Source organism: Arthrobacter sp. D2-10, from assembly GCF_054161285.1.
In genome coordinates this window covers 1,986,331-2,000,433 of the sequence record NZ_CP096431.1, presented here as the reverse complement: position 1 = coordinate 2,000,433, position 14,103 = coordinate 1,986,331, and the positions used below count along the sequence as shown (strand labels likewise).

Here is a 14,103-nt window from a genome sequence, read left to right as displayed (position 1 = left end):
CGGTGGCAAAAGCACCTCAGGCGGAACAACTGCGGCTTCTTGACCTGCAGGCTCATGATTCGAAGCTCAACCAGTTGCAGCGGCAGGCTGCTGCCGTCAAGGCGAATCCCGAACTGACAGTCCTCGCCGGTCAGGTGGCAGCTGCAGATTCCGAACTGGTCGCAGCAGCCACGACCCTCGGCGACGCTGAGCGCGAACTCAAGCGCGCGGAAGACGACGTTCAGGCCGTTGTGACGCGGCTGGAACGCGACGAACAGCGACTGAACAGCGGCACCGGGTCATCAAAGGACCTCACCGCGCTCCAGAGCGAAGTGGCGTCACTCACGCGGCGCCGATCTGACCTCGAGGACATTGAGCTGGAGGTGATGGAGCGGGTTGAGTCTGCCCTGGCAACCCGGGACGAAGCCCAGAAGCGCTCGGAGTCCGTCCGGCTGGAGCTTCGCGAACTCGAGGAAGCGCGCGACGCTGAGCTGGCCCGAATCGACGCTGAGCGCGCAGAAGTTCAGGCAGAGCGCGATCACCTTGCCGCCTCATTCGAACCTGCCCTGCTGACAATCTACGAGCGGACCCTGGCGAAGCGCGGGGTCGGCGCGGCCCGGTTGTTCCACGGACGGTCGGAAGGCTCCGGTATGCAGCTCAGCCCCGGCGACCTCGCTGACATCTCCCGTGCTGCTGACGACGACGTCGTGTTCTGCCCCGACTCCGGCTGCATCCTTGTGCGCTCTGCAGAGTGGGGAAGCTGAAAGGGTGCACGAACCAGCTGTGACTCTGTTTGACGATGTCCCTTCAGCCACGACCCCGAATCAAAGCACCGAACAGTCCACGCACGACCTCCTCATCGTCGAAGCCGACGGCGGTTCACGCGGGAACCCGGGGCACGCCGGCTACGGTGCCCTGGTCCGGGATCCGAAAACCGGGGCGATCCTGGTGGAGAAAGCGGGCTATGTAGGAATCGCTTCGAACAACGTGGCGGAGTACTCGGGCCTCGTCGCAGGCCTCGAACTCGCGCACGACATAGACCCACGCTGCCGCATCCTCGTGAAGATGGACTCCAAGCTCGTTGTCGAGCAGATGAGCGGGCGCTGGAAGATCAAGCACGCGGACATGCAGAAGCTGGCCGGACAGGCCCGCCGTGTCGTCGATCCTCGCCGGGTGCGGTATGAGTGGATCCCGCGGGAGCGCAACAAGGACGCCGACAGGCTGTCGAATGAAGCGATGGATGCCGGGATGGCCGGTGTCGAGTGGAAGCCCAAGCCCTCCGGGCAATCAAAGCCTGCTCGGGTCGCGGGGGAGGAAGCCGCCGTCGCCGAGGCTCCCCGCGCGCCCACGGGCGCGCTTCACCACATAGAGATCTGGGTGCGGGACCTGGAATCGGCGCGCAGCAGCCTGGGGTGGCTGTTCGAGCGGTTGGGTTTCATCCCGAAGGACACCTGGACCAGCGGCGCGAGCTGGTCGGGGGCCGGCGCGTACCTCGTGCTTGAGGCCGGTCCTGACGTACAGGACGAACGCCACGAGCGCCGTCGCCCGGGGGTGAACCATCTTGCGTTCAATGCGGGATCCCGCGCCGAAGTCGACCTTCTCGCGCGTCGCGCGGCGAGCCATGGCTGGTCGCTGATGTTCGCCGACCGGCACCCCTACGCAGGCGGGAAGGACCACTACGCCGCGTACCTTGAGAATGACGACGGATTTGAGATTGAGCTGGTTGCTGCGCCAGAAGCGTAGCCCAGGGTCGACCCGCTAGGTCAGGCGCCCCTCGCCTCCCTGCAGCACTATGTTGAGCTGAGCGGCCTTCCTTGGTCCGGCAGGAACGAGTTCGCAGGTCCACCGCTCTGACGCTGCCCGAAGCAAATCTTCCGGAGTCGCAGGTTGCTTTCCCCGGCGCGTCAGCAGGTGACGCGCGAGCTCGCCGCGGGTGTGCTTCGCGAAGTGGGAAACCACCGTCCGCTGCCCATTGCGCTCCTGGAACACGTTCACGGCCACCGTACGCTCCGGCTGCCCGGACCATACACCGGAATAGGTGTTTGAGCGGCAATCGACAATGAGGGACTCACCGGCCCGTTCGTCCAGAGCCGGCGTCAGGCGCTCCCGCCAGAAGGCGGCAAGCTTACCGACGCCGGGAAGGTCCACGGACATCGACAGCCGGTAGGCGGGAAGCGCGTCCGCAAAGCCCACTGCGCCCCACAGCGCCGAAACAACGACGACGGCGGCGTCCGCCTTCCGCTTCTGCGTAGGGGTCATGGTGCGGTACCCGAGAGCGTCATACAGGACACCGGAGTACACGCTATGGGCGGGTGCCGCGGGCAGTTCGTGCAGGATGATGTTGCGCTGAACCTCGTGCGCGAGGGACTCTCCCACCTTGAGGACGGTCTTTGCATCATCGTGCGCGCTGATTTTCGACAGGGCGCCAAGGACCTCCGCTCGAGCGTCTGTGAGCTCAGGAAACGCCAGCGAAGTGAGATCGAGGGGCCTTCCTTTTCCTGCAGCCGTCTTGCCTTCGGAGGGTGGAAGCAGAATAAGCACCTCAATACTGTACCCGTGACCTGTCAGCGAACGGATCGACGGCCGCCCGGCACGGGCAAGCAATCCGGGCACGTAGAATCGAAGTGGATGGGTTGGCCAGGCGGCCGCGTGGGAAGCTAGGGCTTCTCCCGAGGAACGTCCGGGCTCCGCAGGGCAGGGTGGTGGGTAACGCCCACTCGGGGTAACCCGCAGGCTAGTGCCACAGAAATGAGACCGCCCCATTGGTTCGTCCATAGGGGTAAGGGTGAAACGGCGGTGTAAGAGACCACCAGCGCGGCGGGTGACCGGCGCGGCTAGGTAAACCCCACCCGGAGCAAGGCCAGACAGGGCACGTTCGAGGGCTGCCCGCCCGAGTGCCCGGGTAGGCCGCTGGAGGGCGTCGGCAACGGCGTTCGTAGATGGATGGCCGCCACTGCGTGTTCCCTGTGAACGGGCAGGACAGAACCCGGCGTATCGGCCAACCCATCCATTTTCGGTCGGTTCTCGCTGTGGCCGGAGTATGTTCTACCGACTGCACCCTTTAGTCAAGGCTGCAGGATCCGTTGCAGTCCGTCATCCACAACGCGGCTGTACACCCATTACGTTCCATTACCCTGAAGGAATGGCCGAGACGACTGCACCGAATGCGTCCTTGGTGCGTCGCAACCCGAACTTTCGATCACTCTGGCTATCCGCCACGGCCGGAGTCTTCGGCACTGCTGTTGCCGCCGTCGCTCTACCCGTCATTGCGGCAGTGGAACTCGCCGCGAGCGACTTTGCCGTAGCGGCCCTCGCGGGAATGGCTTTCCTTCCATGGCTGCTCTTCGGCCTGCCGATCGGTGTGTGGGTCGACCGCTGGCCGCGCAAACCGGTCATCGTCTGGTCCCTGGTGGTGCGCGTAGTGTCGCTCGCAACGCTGCCGCTGGGGTACTGGCTCGGAGCGCTCACGTTGGCCCAGCTGTTCCTGGTGGCATTCATCGCCGGTACGTCGTCAGTGTTCTTCAGCCTGGCCGACCAGGCGTTGGTCCAGCAGGTCCTGACCGGCGATGAACTCGTGGAGGGAAACGGCATCGTTACCGCCTCAGGAGCTGCCGCCGACGCCGCAGGTCGGGGAATCGGGGGCTGGCTCGCGGTTGTTCTGGGAGCTTCCAACGCGCTTCTGGTGCAGGTTGGGGCATCCATCGCTTCGCTGGCGGCGATTTCGTCGCTTCACGTCCACGAAGGGGTAGCCCCCCGCGCGGAGCGTCGCATATTCGCCGAAATGGTCGACGGACTCCGGTACACCTTCAGCACCGCGCCGCTGAGGGCGATCCTCTTCAACGCAGCGCTGTGGAATCTCGGCGGGAGCATAGTCGCGTCGTTGATGGTGCTACTGGTGATCCGCGTGCTCGGCGAGTCGGAAGTATGGGTTGGCCTGCTGATGGCCGCAACATCCTTGGGTGGCGCAGTCGGCGGTCTTGGCGCGAGACGACTCACCGAACTGTTGGGCTCGGGACCGGTGTGGCGGTGGTCAATGGTGCCGGGAGTGCTGGGATACGGCTCCCTGCTGCTCATGACGCCGGGCCCGGGCATGATCATCGGACTGGTCGGGATGTTCGTGATGGGAGTGTCGATTGCTCTAAACATCGTTGTCGGGACGAGCTTCCGTCAGCGGGTGTGTCCACCTGCGATGATGGGCAGGCTTGGAGCGGCAACCCGGATGGTCAGTTGGGGGATGCTGGGTATAGCTAGCCTCCTCGCCGGATTGCTGGCCCAGACGCTGGGCATTGCAACCGCTGTCCTCGTCGGGGTGCTTTTGGCGACGGCCGCTCCGATCGCGGCCATCTTCGGACCGCTACGATCGATCCACCGGCTCGAAGACCTCGAACAGGCGCCGACGCCTGCGCCTTAGTGCCCGAACGGGTCCGGGTCGACACCCGGCATCCAGGTCAACCCCGGCTTCCCCCACCCGTTGATCTTGGCCGCTTTCTTTGCCTGCCGTCCGTACCTCGCGTTGAGCCGGTCCACGTACAGCGTGCCGTTGAGGTGGTCGAACTCATGCTGCATGCAGCGGGCAAACCAGCCGGTCGCCTCGAACTCGACCGGCACGCCGTCGCCGTCGTACCCGTTGACTTTCACCCAGTCCGCCCGCTTCAGGGGGAAGGCTTCCCCCGGGAAGGAGAGGCAGCCTTCGGACTCTTCCTCGTCCGGTTCGGCTCCAGAAACCTTTGAGGTGACCAGTGTCGGGTTCACCAGCACGCCACGGGGCGGGACATCGTCATCATTGACCATTCCGTAGACGAAGATGCGCAGACCGACGCCGATCTGCGGCGCTGCGAGGCCTACACCATTGGCCTCGTCCATGGTCTCGTACATGTCCGCGATGAGCTGACGCAGTTCGTCGTCGAATTGTTCGACTTCCCCGGCCCGCTGGTGCAGGACGGGCTCGCCGGCGATGGTGATAGGGCGTACAGGCATGGGTAGCTCTTCCTTGCTCCGGTGATCTAGCGGGCGATTGATCGGCCGATGGTCTCGCGCATGATTTCGCTGGTCCCGCCAAAGATGCTTAACAGGCGGACGGCCAGGAATGCCTGCGCCACGGGGTACTCGAGAATGTAGCCGTACCCGCCATGCAGTTGCAGGCAGCGGTCCGTAATGGATTTGACCCGCTCGCTGGTCCACAGTTTCACCCGGGCGGCAGCTACGCCGTCGAGCGCGCCATCGTTGAAGGCGAGAACTGCCCGATCGACGTAGGTTTCCATGACTTCCACTTCGGTCAGGAGGTCCGCGAGCTCGAAGCGCGTGTTCTGGAAGTCGATCACGCGTTCACCGAACGCGTTGCGCTCCCGGGTGTACCGGACCGTTGCCTCGTACATGGCGCGTGCGACGGCCGCTGATGCCACGGCGATCGCAAGGCGTGCCTGCGGCAGCTGCTCGGTGACATACCGTAGCCCGTGTCCCACTTCACCCACAAGGTTCGCTTCAGGCACCCGGACATTGTCAAAGAACAGTTCGGCGGTATCGGAGGCCTTAAGGCCCATCTTGTCCAACTGCTTGCCGGTCTCGTATCCCGGCCCCTTCTCAACCATGAACAGGGAGAATGAATCGCTGCTGCCGCGTCCACTGGAGCCATCGGTGCGAGCGAAGACCAGGGAAGCATCTCCGCTGATGCCGTTCCCGATGAACGTTTTCTGTCCGCTGATCAGCCAGCCATCGCCGTCGCGCACTGCCTTGGTACGCACGCCGCGAAGGTCACTTCCAGCGCCAGGTTCGGTCCACGCCACCGACGTGACGGCTTCACCGGTGACCATGCCGGGGAGCCAACGCTGCTTCAGCTCATCGGATCCGTAAGCCAGCAGATGGGGCAGGACCATGTCATCATGCAGGTGCAGTGCAAGCCCTGCGGCCAGATGGTTGGCTCGGGCGAACTCTTCGTCGAGGACCACGCGGAAGCGGTAGTCGGGCATGCCGGCTCCGCCGAATTCTTCCGGGACGGCCAGACCCAACAGACCCTGCTCCCCGGCTGCAGTCCACATGGTGCGCGGCATCATGTGTTCCCGGTCCCACCGCGCGTAATGAGGCGCAATTTCACGCGAGTTGAACTCCTGCGCCACTTCCCGGAAAAGCTCGTGGTCTTCCTCGAACAGAGTGCGTTTCATGCAGCTTCCCTCTCTGATGAATCTTCGTTCCGCACACCACTCATCAGACCGAAGAAATGCCAATGGCCGCCCCGAGGATGCAGGGCGGCCACCGAAGCCTGCGGCTACTGCCGGCGGGCCAATGGGGTGAGTAACGGGGTTTGAACCCGCGACCTCCTGGACCACAACCAGGCGCTCTGCCAACTGAGCTATACCCACCATGCGCCTCGAATCATCGTCCCGCACAGGATCCGCCGCTAAGCGGACTTGCTGGGGCTGAACGAGGCAGCGCAGACAATTCTACACACATTTCCGGGTACATTTTTCGCCCCCTCCCTGAGCCGGTTCCGGGACGGGTACGGCGGGCTAGCTTCCGGCCAGCAGATCCTGCGCTGCTGCCCTGCTGGTCTCGGAATCGGGCCCCGGACCAGGCACGAAGATGGTGCTGCGGTAGTACTGCAACTCCCGGATGGAGTCCTTGATGTCACCCAGTGCGCGATGGTTACCGCTCTTCTCCGGCGCCTGGAAGTACGCTCGGGGATACCAGCGGCGAGCCAGTTCCTTGATGGTTGACACGTCGACTACGCGGTAGTGAAGGTGCTCAACCAGGGCAGGCATGTCCCGGGCGAGGAACACCCTGTCCGTGCCCACGGAGTTTCCTCCCAGTTGGGCGCGCCGCGGATCAGGGACGTGCGTCTTGATGTACTCCAGCACCCGGTCCTGCGCTTCCTGCATGGTGACTCCCTGCGGGAGCTCTTCCAGGAGACCGGAGACGGTGTGCATGTTGCGCACGAAATCGCCCATCGATTCCACCGCGCCCGGCGGCGGAGCAATGACGACGTCGACTCCCTCGCCCAGAATGTTCAGTTCGGAGTCGGTGACGATGACCGCCACCTCAATAAGGGCGTCGGTTACGGGATCCAGTCCCGTCATCTCGCAGTCGATCCAAACGATGGGTTCACTTGTTATTGGCACTCGACAAATGTACCGGGTGCTCCATCGGCCCCGACCGGCTCAGGCCCGTGAATGGCTCCACTGGGGCAGGGTGGAATCAGAATCCTCAGCCCTCTGCCGGTTCGCTGGCCCGTTGTCCCGGAGGTACCGCTGGACGGGAAGTTGGCCCGTTTCGGGAGGGCCGAAGGTATCTATCCACCGGCTGTCAGGTTCGACGGCCTCGACCGGTGCCTTTTCCGCCTTTGGCCACGGGAGCGTCTCGGACGCGGTTGGCGTAATCGGCGGCGGCGCAGGCTCTTGCGGTGTCCCGGACGAATCAGGCGCTGGTCTCGAAACCGATGCGGCCAGCCACGAAACGAGGAGGAATCCGCCTGCGAGTGCTGCCGTCACGAACGCAATGGTCAACACGCTTAGCTCGAACACCGCCATGGTGACGCCGGCCGAGAGGGTCACGAACCCACCCCACACCACGACGTCGGACCCTCCGGAACCGTCTATCTCGCGTGCCGGAATCTCCGCCCGGTGGCGCCCCAAAGCCATCAACCGCCCGTCTGTACTCGCAGGAAACTGTCGCCAGTCTATGGCCTGTCTGCCTGCCCGCTCCGCGACGCGCGTCGAAGCCCTGCGAAGGCTGCCGAATGATAAAATCGAGCGACCTCGATCCCTTGCCCCGCCCAAGCCAGACCGACGATCGGACCTGCCTCAATGACCGCCCCTGCGCCTGCCACAGTTGCGACCGCGCAAACAGGGCGCCCTCAGGTCGCGATCATCCAGGGCTTCATCGGCTCCATGCTCATGCTGATCGGCTCGTTCGGCGTGGGGTGGCTCTCCTTGGCTTCTCGCGAACTCCGGCAGGTGCCGGCAATTATTTGGCTACGCTTCGAGCCCGTCGGTGCTGTGATTTCGGTCATCCTGCTCGCCATTGGTGGAATGCTTCTTGTGCGATCCTGGCTGAGACTTGGCCAGCGTATTGAGAATTGGGGGCCGGAGTCGCGGCGCACCATCCTGGCTGCGACCCTCGCATGGGGCGCACCGATGTGTTTCGCCCTCCCGCTCTTCAGCCGCGACGTTTTCGCGTACATCGCCCAGGGGCAGGTGATGGTTGCCGGTCTGAACCCGTACGAGGACGGCTACTCGCAGATCTCCAACTACCTGCAGATCGGCGCGGACGACCTCTGGGCGCAAAGTCCGACGCCGTATGGGCCGATCTTCCTGTGGCTCGAGGAAATGGTCGTCCGGTTGACCGGAGGGCAACCGGACCTGTCCATACTGCTCTTCCGCCTCATCGCCCTGGTTGGGGTGGCGCTATGCGTTTACTACGTGCCCCGCCTTGCAGAGCTGCACCACGTCAATCCGAACCGGGCGCTCTGGTTTACCGTCGCAAACCCGCTGTTCCTCACCAACTTCATTGCGAGCATCCACAACGATTCTCTGATGTTGGGCCTCGCGGTTGCAGCTCTTTATCTTGCGGCCCGTGGGCGGTTCGTGCCGGCGATCCTCCTCGTGACGCTCTCAATCGGTATCAAGCCGATAACCCTGATCTTCCTTCCCTTCATCGGGCTGATGTGGGCGGGACGCGGCGCGAGTTGGTCCCGCAAGGCCATCTACTGGGCGCTGACGGCCGGTATCTCGCTCGGCATCCTATGGATCCTCGGGATGCTGAACGGCTTCGGGTTCGGCTGGGTCGGTGCTCTCAGCACACCGGGCAGCGTATGGATCTGGTACGCGCCGATCGGATTCCTGGGGATGGTCGTGGCGCTCACCGGAGATGCCCTCGGGTTCGAGGGCTGGTCCTGGGCAGAGATCGTTCACAAGGTCGGCACGCTCGCGTCACTGGTCTTCATCACCTGGTTCGTCTTCAAGGGAGAGCACGCACATCTGGTGCGCAGGCTCGCTCTCGCTCTTGCCGCCGTCGTGCTTCTGGCACCGATGATTCAGGCCTGGTACGTCGTGTGGCTGATCCCGTTGTTCGCTGTAACGGGTATCCGGGACGACTGGCAGGTCAAGATTCTTTACTTCCTGGTGTCCTTCTTCATGATCTATGCGATCTCTGATCAGCTCGACATCTTCCCCTATATCGAGCTGAGCCTGCACACCGCCAGACAGCTCGCCGCAGTACTAGGGGTGGCGTTCGCAACCTACCTCGTGCTGCTTGACCGGAAGACCAGGACGCTTTTCCGGGGCTCGCGTTCAACTGAAAAGGCTCCGCTTACCTGACCAGCCGTTTCTGCGCGAACATGCGAAGGGCGCTCGATGCCGCAATACTGGGGGAATGAGCGAACTGCAGGAAAACGTCATACGGGCGGCCTTCGACATCTCGACGTGGGAACCTGAGTCCTACGAGGTGGACGGCGTGGACAGTGAACTGTCCCGTGTGCGCGCAACGAAGGAGTTTGCCGGCGACATCGAAGGATCGTCTGTGGCGGAACTGCTTATGGCAGGCAATAATCGGGGAGCCGGGTACGTGGCGTCCGAGGTCTTCACTGGTAGTGTGCTTGGCCGGCGCGGAAGCATGATCGTCCAGCACTGGGGACTTGCGGATGGAACCGCGGCGGCGAGCTCCGGGCACATCATTCCGGGGTCGGGGACCGGTGAGCTCGAAGGAATCGCAGGCCGTGCCGAGTACTCGCAGGACGTTTCCGGCCAGCATTTCCTCGAACTGAGGGTGAAATTCTCCGAATGATTCTGGTGCCCCCGGCGCGACTCGAACGCGCAACCTACGGATTAGAAGGCCGTTGCTCTATCCATTGAGCTACGGGGGCGGGGCGGACGGAGTGCCCACACAAGTTTAGCCGTTCCAAGTCTGCGTCATTCCCTCCACAGCTCACAAATTGCGCTGGCGTTCTCCACATACCAGCCGGCGGGCCGCACCCGCTGGCAGCCTCATCAGAGACTGAACGTACCGATGCATCGGCGTCGGTACGTTGAAACCTCTGAAGGGATGATGAATGAGCAACTATGTGACGGTCCGCGGCTTCGTCGGCACCGATGTCAAGTGCACAGTAGCGGGCAGCGGCCTGCCGATCACCAAGTTCAGGCTGGGCAGCTCCGACAGGTACTTCGACAAGAAGACCAACACTTGGGCGGACGGCGACACCAACTGGTACTCGGTCTCCATGTTCCGTCAGCTGGCAACAAACGCAGGAGTGAGTTTTCAGAAGGGCGACCGCATCATCGTGACCGGTAGGCTCCGGGTCCGGAGCTGGGTCAATGAGGAGGGGAAGAGCGGCACCACTGTCGAGATCGATGCTGATTCGGCCGGTCATGATCTGTTGTTCGGGACCGCGAGTTACCGTCGCTCAAGCGCAGATCGGATCGATCCGTCGGGGCTTCAGGCAAGCTCCGATGACGCCTTCACCGGAGTCGACTACGGAACAGGCGAAATCGCTCCAGGTTACGGTCCGCCCGGTACAGGCGCCGAGCACCCGTCAGAGCAGCCGGACCAGGATGCCGATGACGAGGCGCACGTAGAGGAGGAGCTCGCTTCTGCCCCGTTCTAGCGGAGGTCCGGGTTGTGCCGTGTCAGAATTGGGTCATGCGGGGACAGACGGCACAGCGGGACGTGGTCATCAAAGGGACGGTCTCGGCAGGGAGACTTTGCTTCGCCGCCGGCGTCATCATCCTCGGGCTGAGTGGGTGCGGTGCGGTCGCCGGAAGCCCGACTCAGGTTCTCCACGTGGCTCCGGCAGCTCCGACAGCTCCGACAGCATCAAGCCCGGCTCCGGCAGCACAGAAGGCTCCATCCGAGGCGCCGTCGAACGTCCTGACCGCAGTCACAGAAGCATTGAACTCAGCGGCGGCTCAGACGCCCAAACCCAATGCTGACGCGCTGCGGGCGGCGTTCGGCACGGCGGGAGTCGACCCCGCCGCGGTCGAGGTTTCGATCGACACCACTCCCACTGGTCTGGAAGTTGATGCGATGACCGCAGCCGCCCCCGTCGGAGACTCCTGCATCTTCGGACACGTGCGTGACGGAGTCGCGACCGTGACGCAACTTCCGGTTCTGGCAGACGGGCGATGCTTCATCGGAGACCAGCGCTAGCGGTCCTGCCGGTGAGCGCAGACCCGAGAATATGTTCTGGGGGTCACCACGCACTAGCCTTGGACTATGGCGGAATTTATCTACACGATGACCAAGGCCCGTAAGGCTGTTGGCGACAAAGTAATTCTCGACGACGTAAGCATGTCCTTCTTCCCGGGCGCCAAGATCGGTGTGGTGGGGCCCAACGGTGCGGGTAAATCCACCATCCTCAAGATCATGGCGGGGCTGGACACTCCATCCAACGGTGAGGCCCGGCTCAGCCCCGGCTACACCGTGGGCATCCTCCTGCAGGAGCCGCCCCTGAACGAGGAAAAAACCGTTCTCGGCAACGTTCAGGAGGGCGTCGGCGAGATTTACGGCAAGATCCAGCGCTTCAATGAGATCTCCGAAGAGATGGCTAATCCTGACGCAGACTATGACAGGCTGCTCGACGAGATGGGCAAGCTGCAGGAGGCCATCGACGCCGCTGATGCCTGGGACATCGACTCCCAGCTGGAACAGGCGATGGACGCCCTGCGTTGCCCGCCGCCGGAGGCCGACGTGACGGTGCTTTCCGGTGGAGAACGGCGTCGGGTCGCTCTGTGCAAGCTGCTGCTCCAGAAGCCTGACCTGCTGCTCCTCGACGAGCCCACCAACCACCTCGACGCCGAAAGCGTGCTCTGGCTGGAACAGCACCTCTCCGCCTACCCCGGTGCAGTGCTGGCAGTAACCCACGATCGCTACTTCCTCGATCACGTCGCCGAGTGGATCGCCGAAGTGGACCGCGGACACCTCTACCCGTACGAGGGCAACTACTCGACGTACCTCGAGAAGAAGCGCGCGCGCCTCGAGATCCAGGGCAAGAAGGACCAGAAGCTATCCAAGAGGCTCTCCGAAGAGCTCGAATGGGTACGCTCAAATGCAAAGGGCCGCCAGACCAAGTCGAAGGCCCGACTCGCACGGTACGAGGAGATGGCATCCGAAGCCGAGCGCACCAGGAAGCTCGACTTCGAAGAGATCCAGATCCCGCCGGGCCCCCGCCTGGGCAGCCAGGTGATCGAGGCTCACGACCTGCGCAAGGGCTACGACGACCGCATTCTCATCGACGGGTTGTCCTTCTCGCTTCCCCGCAACGGCATCGTCGGCGTCATCGGTCCGAACGGCGTCGGAAAGACCACGCTCTTCAAGACGATCGTCGGCATGGAGCCGTTGGATGACGGCGAGCTGAGGATCGGCGAATCGGTCAAGATCTCCTACGTCGACCAGTCCCGAGGTGGCATCGATCCCAACAAGTCGCTCTGGGAAGTGGTTTCGGACGGTCTCGATTACATCCAGGTCGGCCAGGTTGAGATGCCGTCGCGCGCGTACGTCTCCGCCTTCGGCTTCAAGGGCCCGGACCAGCAGAAGAAGGCTGGAGTGCTCTCGGGCGGTGAACGGAACCGCCTGAACCTGGCACTGACGCTCAAGCAGGGCGGCAACCTTCTGCTGCTCGATGAGCCCACCAACGACCTCGACGTTGAAACCCTGTCCAGCCTCGAGAACGCGCTGCTTGAGTTCCCCGGCTGCGCTGTCGTGGTCTCGCACGATCGCTGGTTCCTCGACCGGGTGGCCACCCACATCCTCTCCTACGAAGGCACGGAGGAGGACCCAGCCAACTGGTACTGGTTCGAGGGCAACTTCGAAGCCTACGAGGAGAACAAGGTTGAACGGCTCGGCCCCGAAGCTGCGAAGCCTCACCGCGTGACCCACCGCCGCCTGACCCGCGACTAGTCCGGGCGGCAGCTGTAGGCACCGACCAACAGGTAACAGAAGAAGGGAGCGTGCATCGAGCACGCTCCCTCCTTCATTCGCGGAAGCGGATCTCAGGCCTTCCAGCGACGCATCTTCTGGTCCATGAGCTTCTTCTGCACAGCACCTTTCAGGCGGCTGCCGGCGTCGTCGGGCACCCGGACCATCCCCTCCTGCGCGACGGTAGCCACCAGTTCACCTGCCCTGTTATAGATCTTCCCCAGCGCCAATCCGCGCGCCCCCGACGCACTGGGTGAAGCCTGGACGTAGAGCAGCCACTCATCAACCTGTACGGGGCGGTGCCACCACATGGCGTGGTCAAGGCTGGCCACGCTCATCCCCGGATGGATCCAGGTGAGTCCGTGCGGGCGCAGGATCGACTCGAGCAGCGTGTAGTCGCTGGCATAGGCGAGGGCCGCCTGATGTAGCGCCGGGTCTGCTGGCATCGAGCCGAAGGTCTTCATCCAGACGGCGTTCACCGGCTCTTTGGACCCCGTGTTCTCCACGTAGAGAGGTGAGTCGATGTGTCGGATGTCGAACGGGCGGTCGTAGGCCCACGCTTTCGCCACCGGGTGGTCGAAACGGCCGAGGAGGTCTGCGGTGGAAGGCAAGGACTCGGGCTCGGGAAGGTCCACCGGCATCGGCTCCTGGTGTGTGATCCCGTCGTCCGGTTGCTGGAAAGAGGCGATCATGGACAGGATCGGTACGCCGTTCTGGTAGGCGTGGACGCGTCGGGCGGAGAATGAGCGCCCGTCCCGCAGTCGCTGCACCCCGAAAGTGATGGGGAGTTCGGCGTCGCCTGCGCGGAGGAAGTACCCGTGCATCGAATGGACGTACCGCTCGAACTCAACGGTCCGGATGGCGGCGACCAGAGCCTGTGCCAGGACCTGTCCTCCGAAGACCCGCTTGCCCGGCTGCTTCACGGGCGTCGCTACATAGATCTCCTCGTCCGTTTGTGCCCCAGCCGCGCTGTCCAGGTCAAGCAGTCGGACGAGGGCAGCGGTGGGATCCTGCACGGGTTCGGCGGACATGGTGATGTGGAGCTCCTTGATGCGCGGGGACGGGCCTGTTCAGCTCCCGTGCGGCGCGTAACCAGGGGAACCATCACCGACATTAGACTGCGCGGCGAGCCGCCTCAACTGGCTGGGAGCCATCAGGAGCCGCGCTCGCCGGTAGGGGCCTGCCGGAAAGTCACGGGAATGGAAGCCGCCGACGTGCAGGTGA

Annotated in this window: 14 protein-coding genes, 2 tRNA genes and 1 other RNA gene; 9 read left to right on the top strand and 8 right to left on the bottom strand. The window is 63.6% G+C overall.

The window, feature by feature from the left end:
- The first annotated feature begins 2 nt into the window (after positions 1-2).
- The gene (locus tag M1D74_RS09295; protein ID WP_458115140.1) at positions 3-743 is read left to right on the top strand and encodes a zinc ribbon domain-containing protein; all 741 of its coding nucleotides are present in this window, start codon (positions 3-5) and stop codon (positions 741-743) included.
- Between the two features lie 19 nt (positions 744-762).
- Entirely contained in the window at positions 763-1,722 is a 960-nt protein-coding gene (locus tag M1D74_RS09290; RefSeq protein WP_309070827.1) for a reverse transcriptase-like protein, read from the top strand.
- A 15-nt stretch (positions 1,723-1,737) separates the two neighbouring features.
- Here the strand turns inward: M1D74_RS09290 and M1D74_RS09285 are convergent, their stop codons facing one another.
- Complete coding sequence (locus M1D74_RS09285; RefSeq protein ID WP_458115139.1) at positions 1,738-2,520, bottom strand: YaaA family protein; 783 nt, start codon at positions 2,518-2,520, stop codon at positions 1,738-1,740.
- An 88-nt stretch (positions 2,521-2,608) separates the two neighbouring features.
- Between M1D74_RS09285 and rnpB the strand changes: the two genes are divergently transcribed.
- An RNA gene (gene rnpB / locus M1D74_RS09280) (RNase P RNA component class A) lies at positions 2,609-2,989 on the top strand.
- 132 nt (positions 2,990-3,121) lie between these two features.
- On the top strand, positions 3,122-4,390 hold the full coding sequence (locus M1D74_RS09275) for an MFS transporter (RefSeq protein ID WP_458115138.1): 1,269 nt from the start codon (positions 3,122-3,124) through the stop codon (positions 4,388-4,390).
- Here the strand turns inward: M1D74_RS09275 and def are convergent.
- The 5 genes from def to M1D74_RS09250 form a co-directional block, all read right to left on the bottom strand.
- Positions 4,387-4,956, bottom strand: a complete 570-nt coding sequence (gene def / locus M1D74_RS09270) for a peptide deformylase (RefSeq protein ID WP_309070824.1) — start codon at positions 4,954-4,956, stop codon at positions 4,387-4,389. The genes M1D74_RS09275 and def overlap by 4 nt on opposite strands.
- 26 nt (positions 4,957-4,982) lie before the next feature.
- The gene (locus M1D74_RS09265; protein ID WP_458115137.1) at positions 4,983-6,137 is read right to left on the bottom strand and encodes an acyl-CoA dehydrogenase family protein; all 1,155 of its coding nucleotides are present in this window, start codon (positions 6,135-6,137) and stop codon (positions 4,983-4,985) included.
- 122 nt (positions 6,138-6,259) lie between these two features.
- Positions 6,260-6,335: transfer RNA gene (locus M1D74_RS09260), tRNA-His, on the bottom strand.
- A gap of 147 nt (positions 6,336-6,482) precedes the next feature.
- Positions 6,483-7,091 carry an oligoribonuclease gene (gene orn / locus M1D74_RS09255; protein WP_309070822.1) on the bottom strand — a complete coding sequence of 203 codons (609 nt, stop codon included), beginning with the start codon at positions 7,089-7,091 and terminating at the stop codon, positions 6,483-6,485.
- A 39-nt stretch (positions 7,092-7,130) separates the two neighbouring features.
- Positions 7,131-7,610 (bottom strand): hypothetical protein, encoded by a 480-nt coding sequence (locus M1D74_RS09250; protein WP_458115136.1) that lies wholly within the window; start codon positions 7,608-7,610, stop codon positions 7,131-7,133.
- A 165-nt stretch (positions 7,611-7,775) separates the two neighbouring features.
- Between M1D74_RS09250 and mptB the strand changes: the two genes are divergently transcribed.
- Complete coding sequence (gene mptB / locus M1D74_RS09245; protein ID WP_458115135.1) at positions 7,776-9,287, top strand: polyprenol phosphomannose-dependent alpha 1,6 mannosyltransferase MptB; 1,512 nt, start codon at positions 7,776-7,778, stop codon at positions 9,285-9,287.
- A gap of 55 nt (positions 9,288-9,342) precedes the next feature.
- A complete protein-coding gene (locus tag M1D74_RS09240) occupies positions 9,343-9,753 on the top strand; it encodes a DUF3224 domain-containing protein (RefSeq protein WP_458115134.1) in 411 nt (136 codons plus the stop codon).
- Between the two features lie 3 nt (positions 9,754-9,756).
- Here the strand turns inward: M1D74_RS09240 and M1D74_RS09235 are convergent.
- A tRNA-Arg gene (locus M1D74_RS09235) sits at positions 9,757-9,832 on the bottom strand.
- A gap of 186 nt (positions 9,833-10,018) precedes the next feature.
- Between M1D74_RS09235 and M1D74_RS09230 the strand changes: the two genes are divergently transcribed.
- The 3 genes from M1D74_RS09230 to ettA all read left to right on the top strand — a co-directional run bounded on the left by M1D74_RS09230 (position 10,019) and on the right by ettA (position 12,861).
- Positions 10,019-10,570 carry a single-stranded DNA-binding protein gene (locus tag M1D74_RS09230; RefSeq protein ID WP_309070818.1) on the top strand — a complete coding sequence of 184 codons (552 nt, stop codon included), beginning with the start codon at positions 10,019-10,021 and terminating at the stop codon, positions 10,568-10,570.
- Between the two features lie 35 nt (positions 10,571-10,605).
- The gene (locus M1D74_RS09225; protein WP_309124060.1) at positions 10,606-11,112 is read left to right on the top strand and encodes a DUF6993 domain-containing protein; all 507 of its coding nucleotides are present in this window, start codon (positions 10,606-10,608) and stop codon (positions 11,110-11,112) included.
- 66 nt (positions 11,113-11,178) lie between these two features.
- Positions 11,179-12,861, top strand: a complete 1,683-nt coding sequence (ettA, locus tag M1D74_RS09220; protein WP_309070816.1) for an energy-dependent translational throttle protein EttA — start codon at positions 11,179-11,181, stop codon at positions 12,859-12,861.
- A 92-nt stretch (positions 12,862-12,953) separates the two neighbouring features.
- Here ettA and M1D74_RS09215 read toward each other — a convergent pair whose 3' ends face one another.
- Entirely contained in the window at positions 12,954-13,910 is a 957-nt protein-coding gene (locus M1D74_RS09215; RefSeq protein WP_458115133.1) for an acyl-CoA thioesterase, read from the bottom strand.
- Positions 13,911-14,103 lie beyond the last annotated feature (193 nt).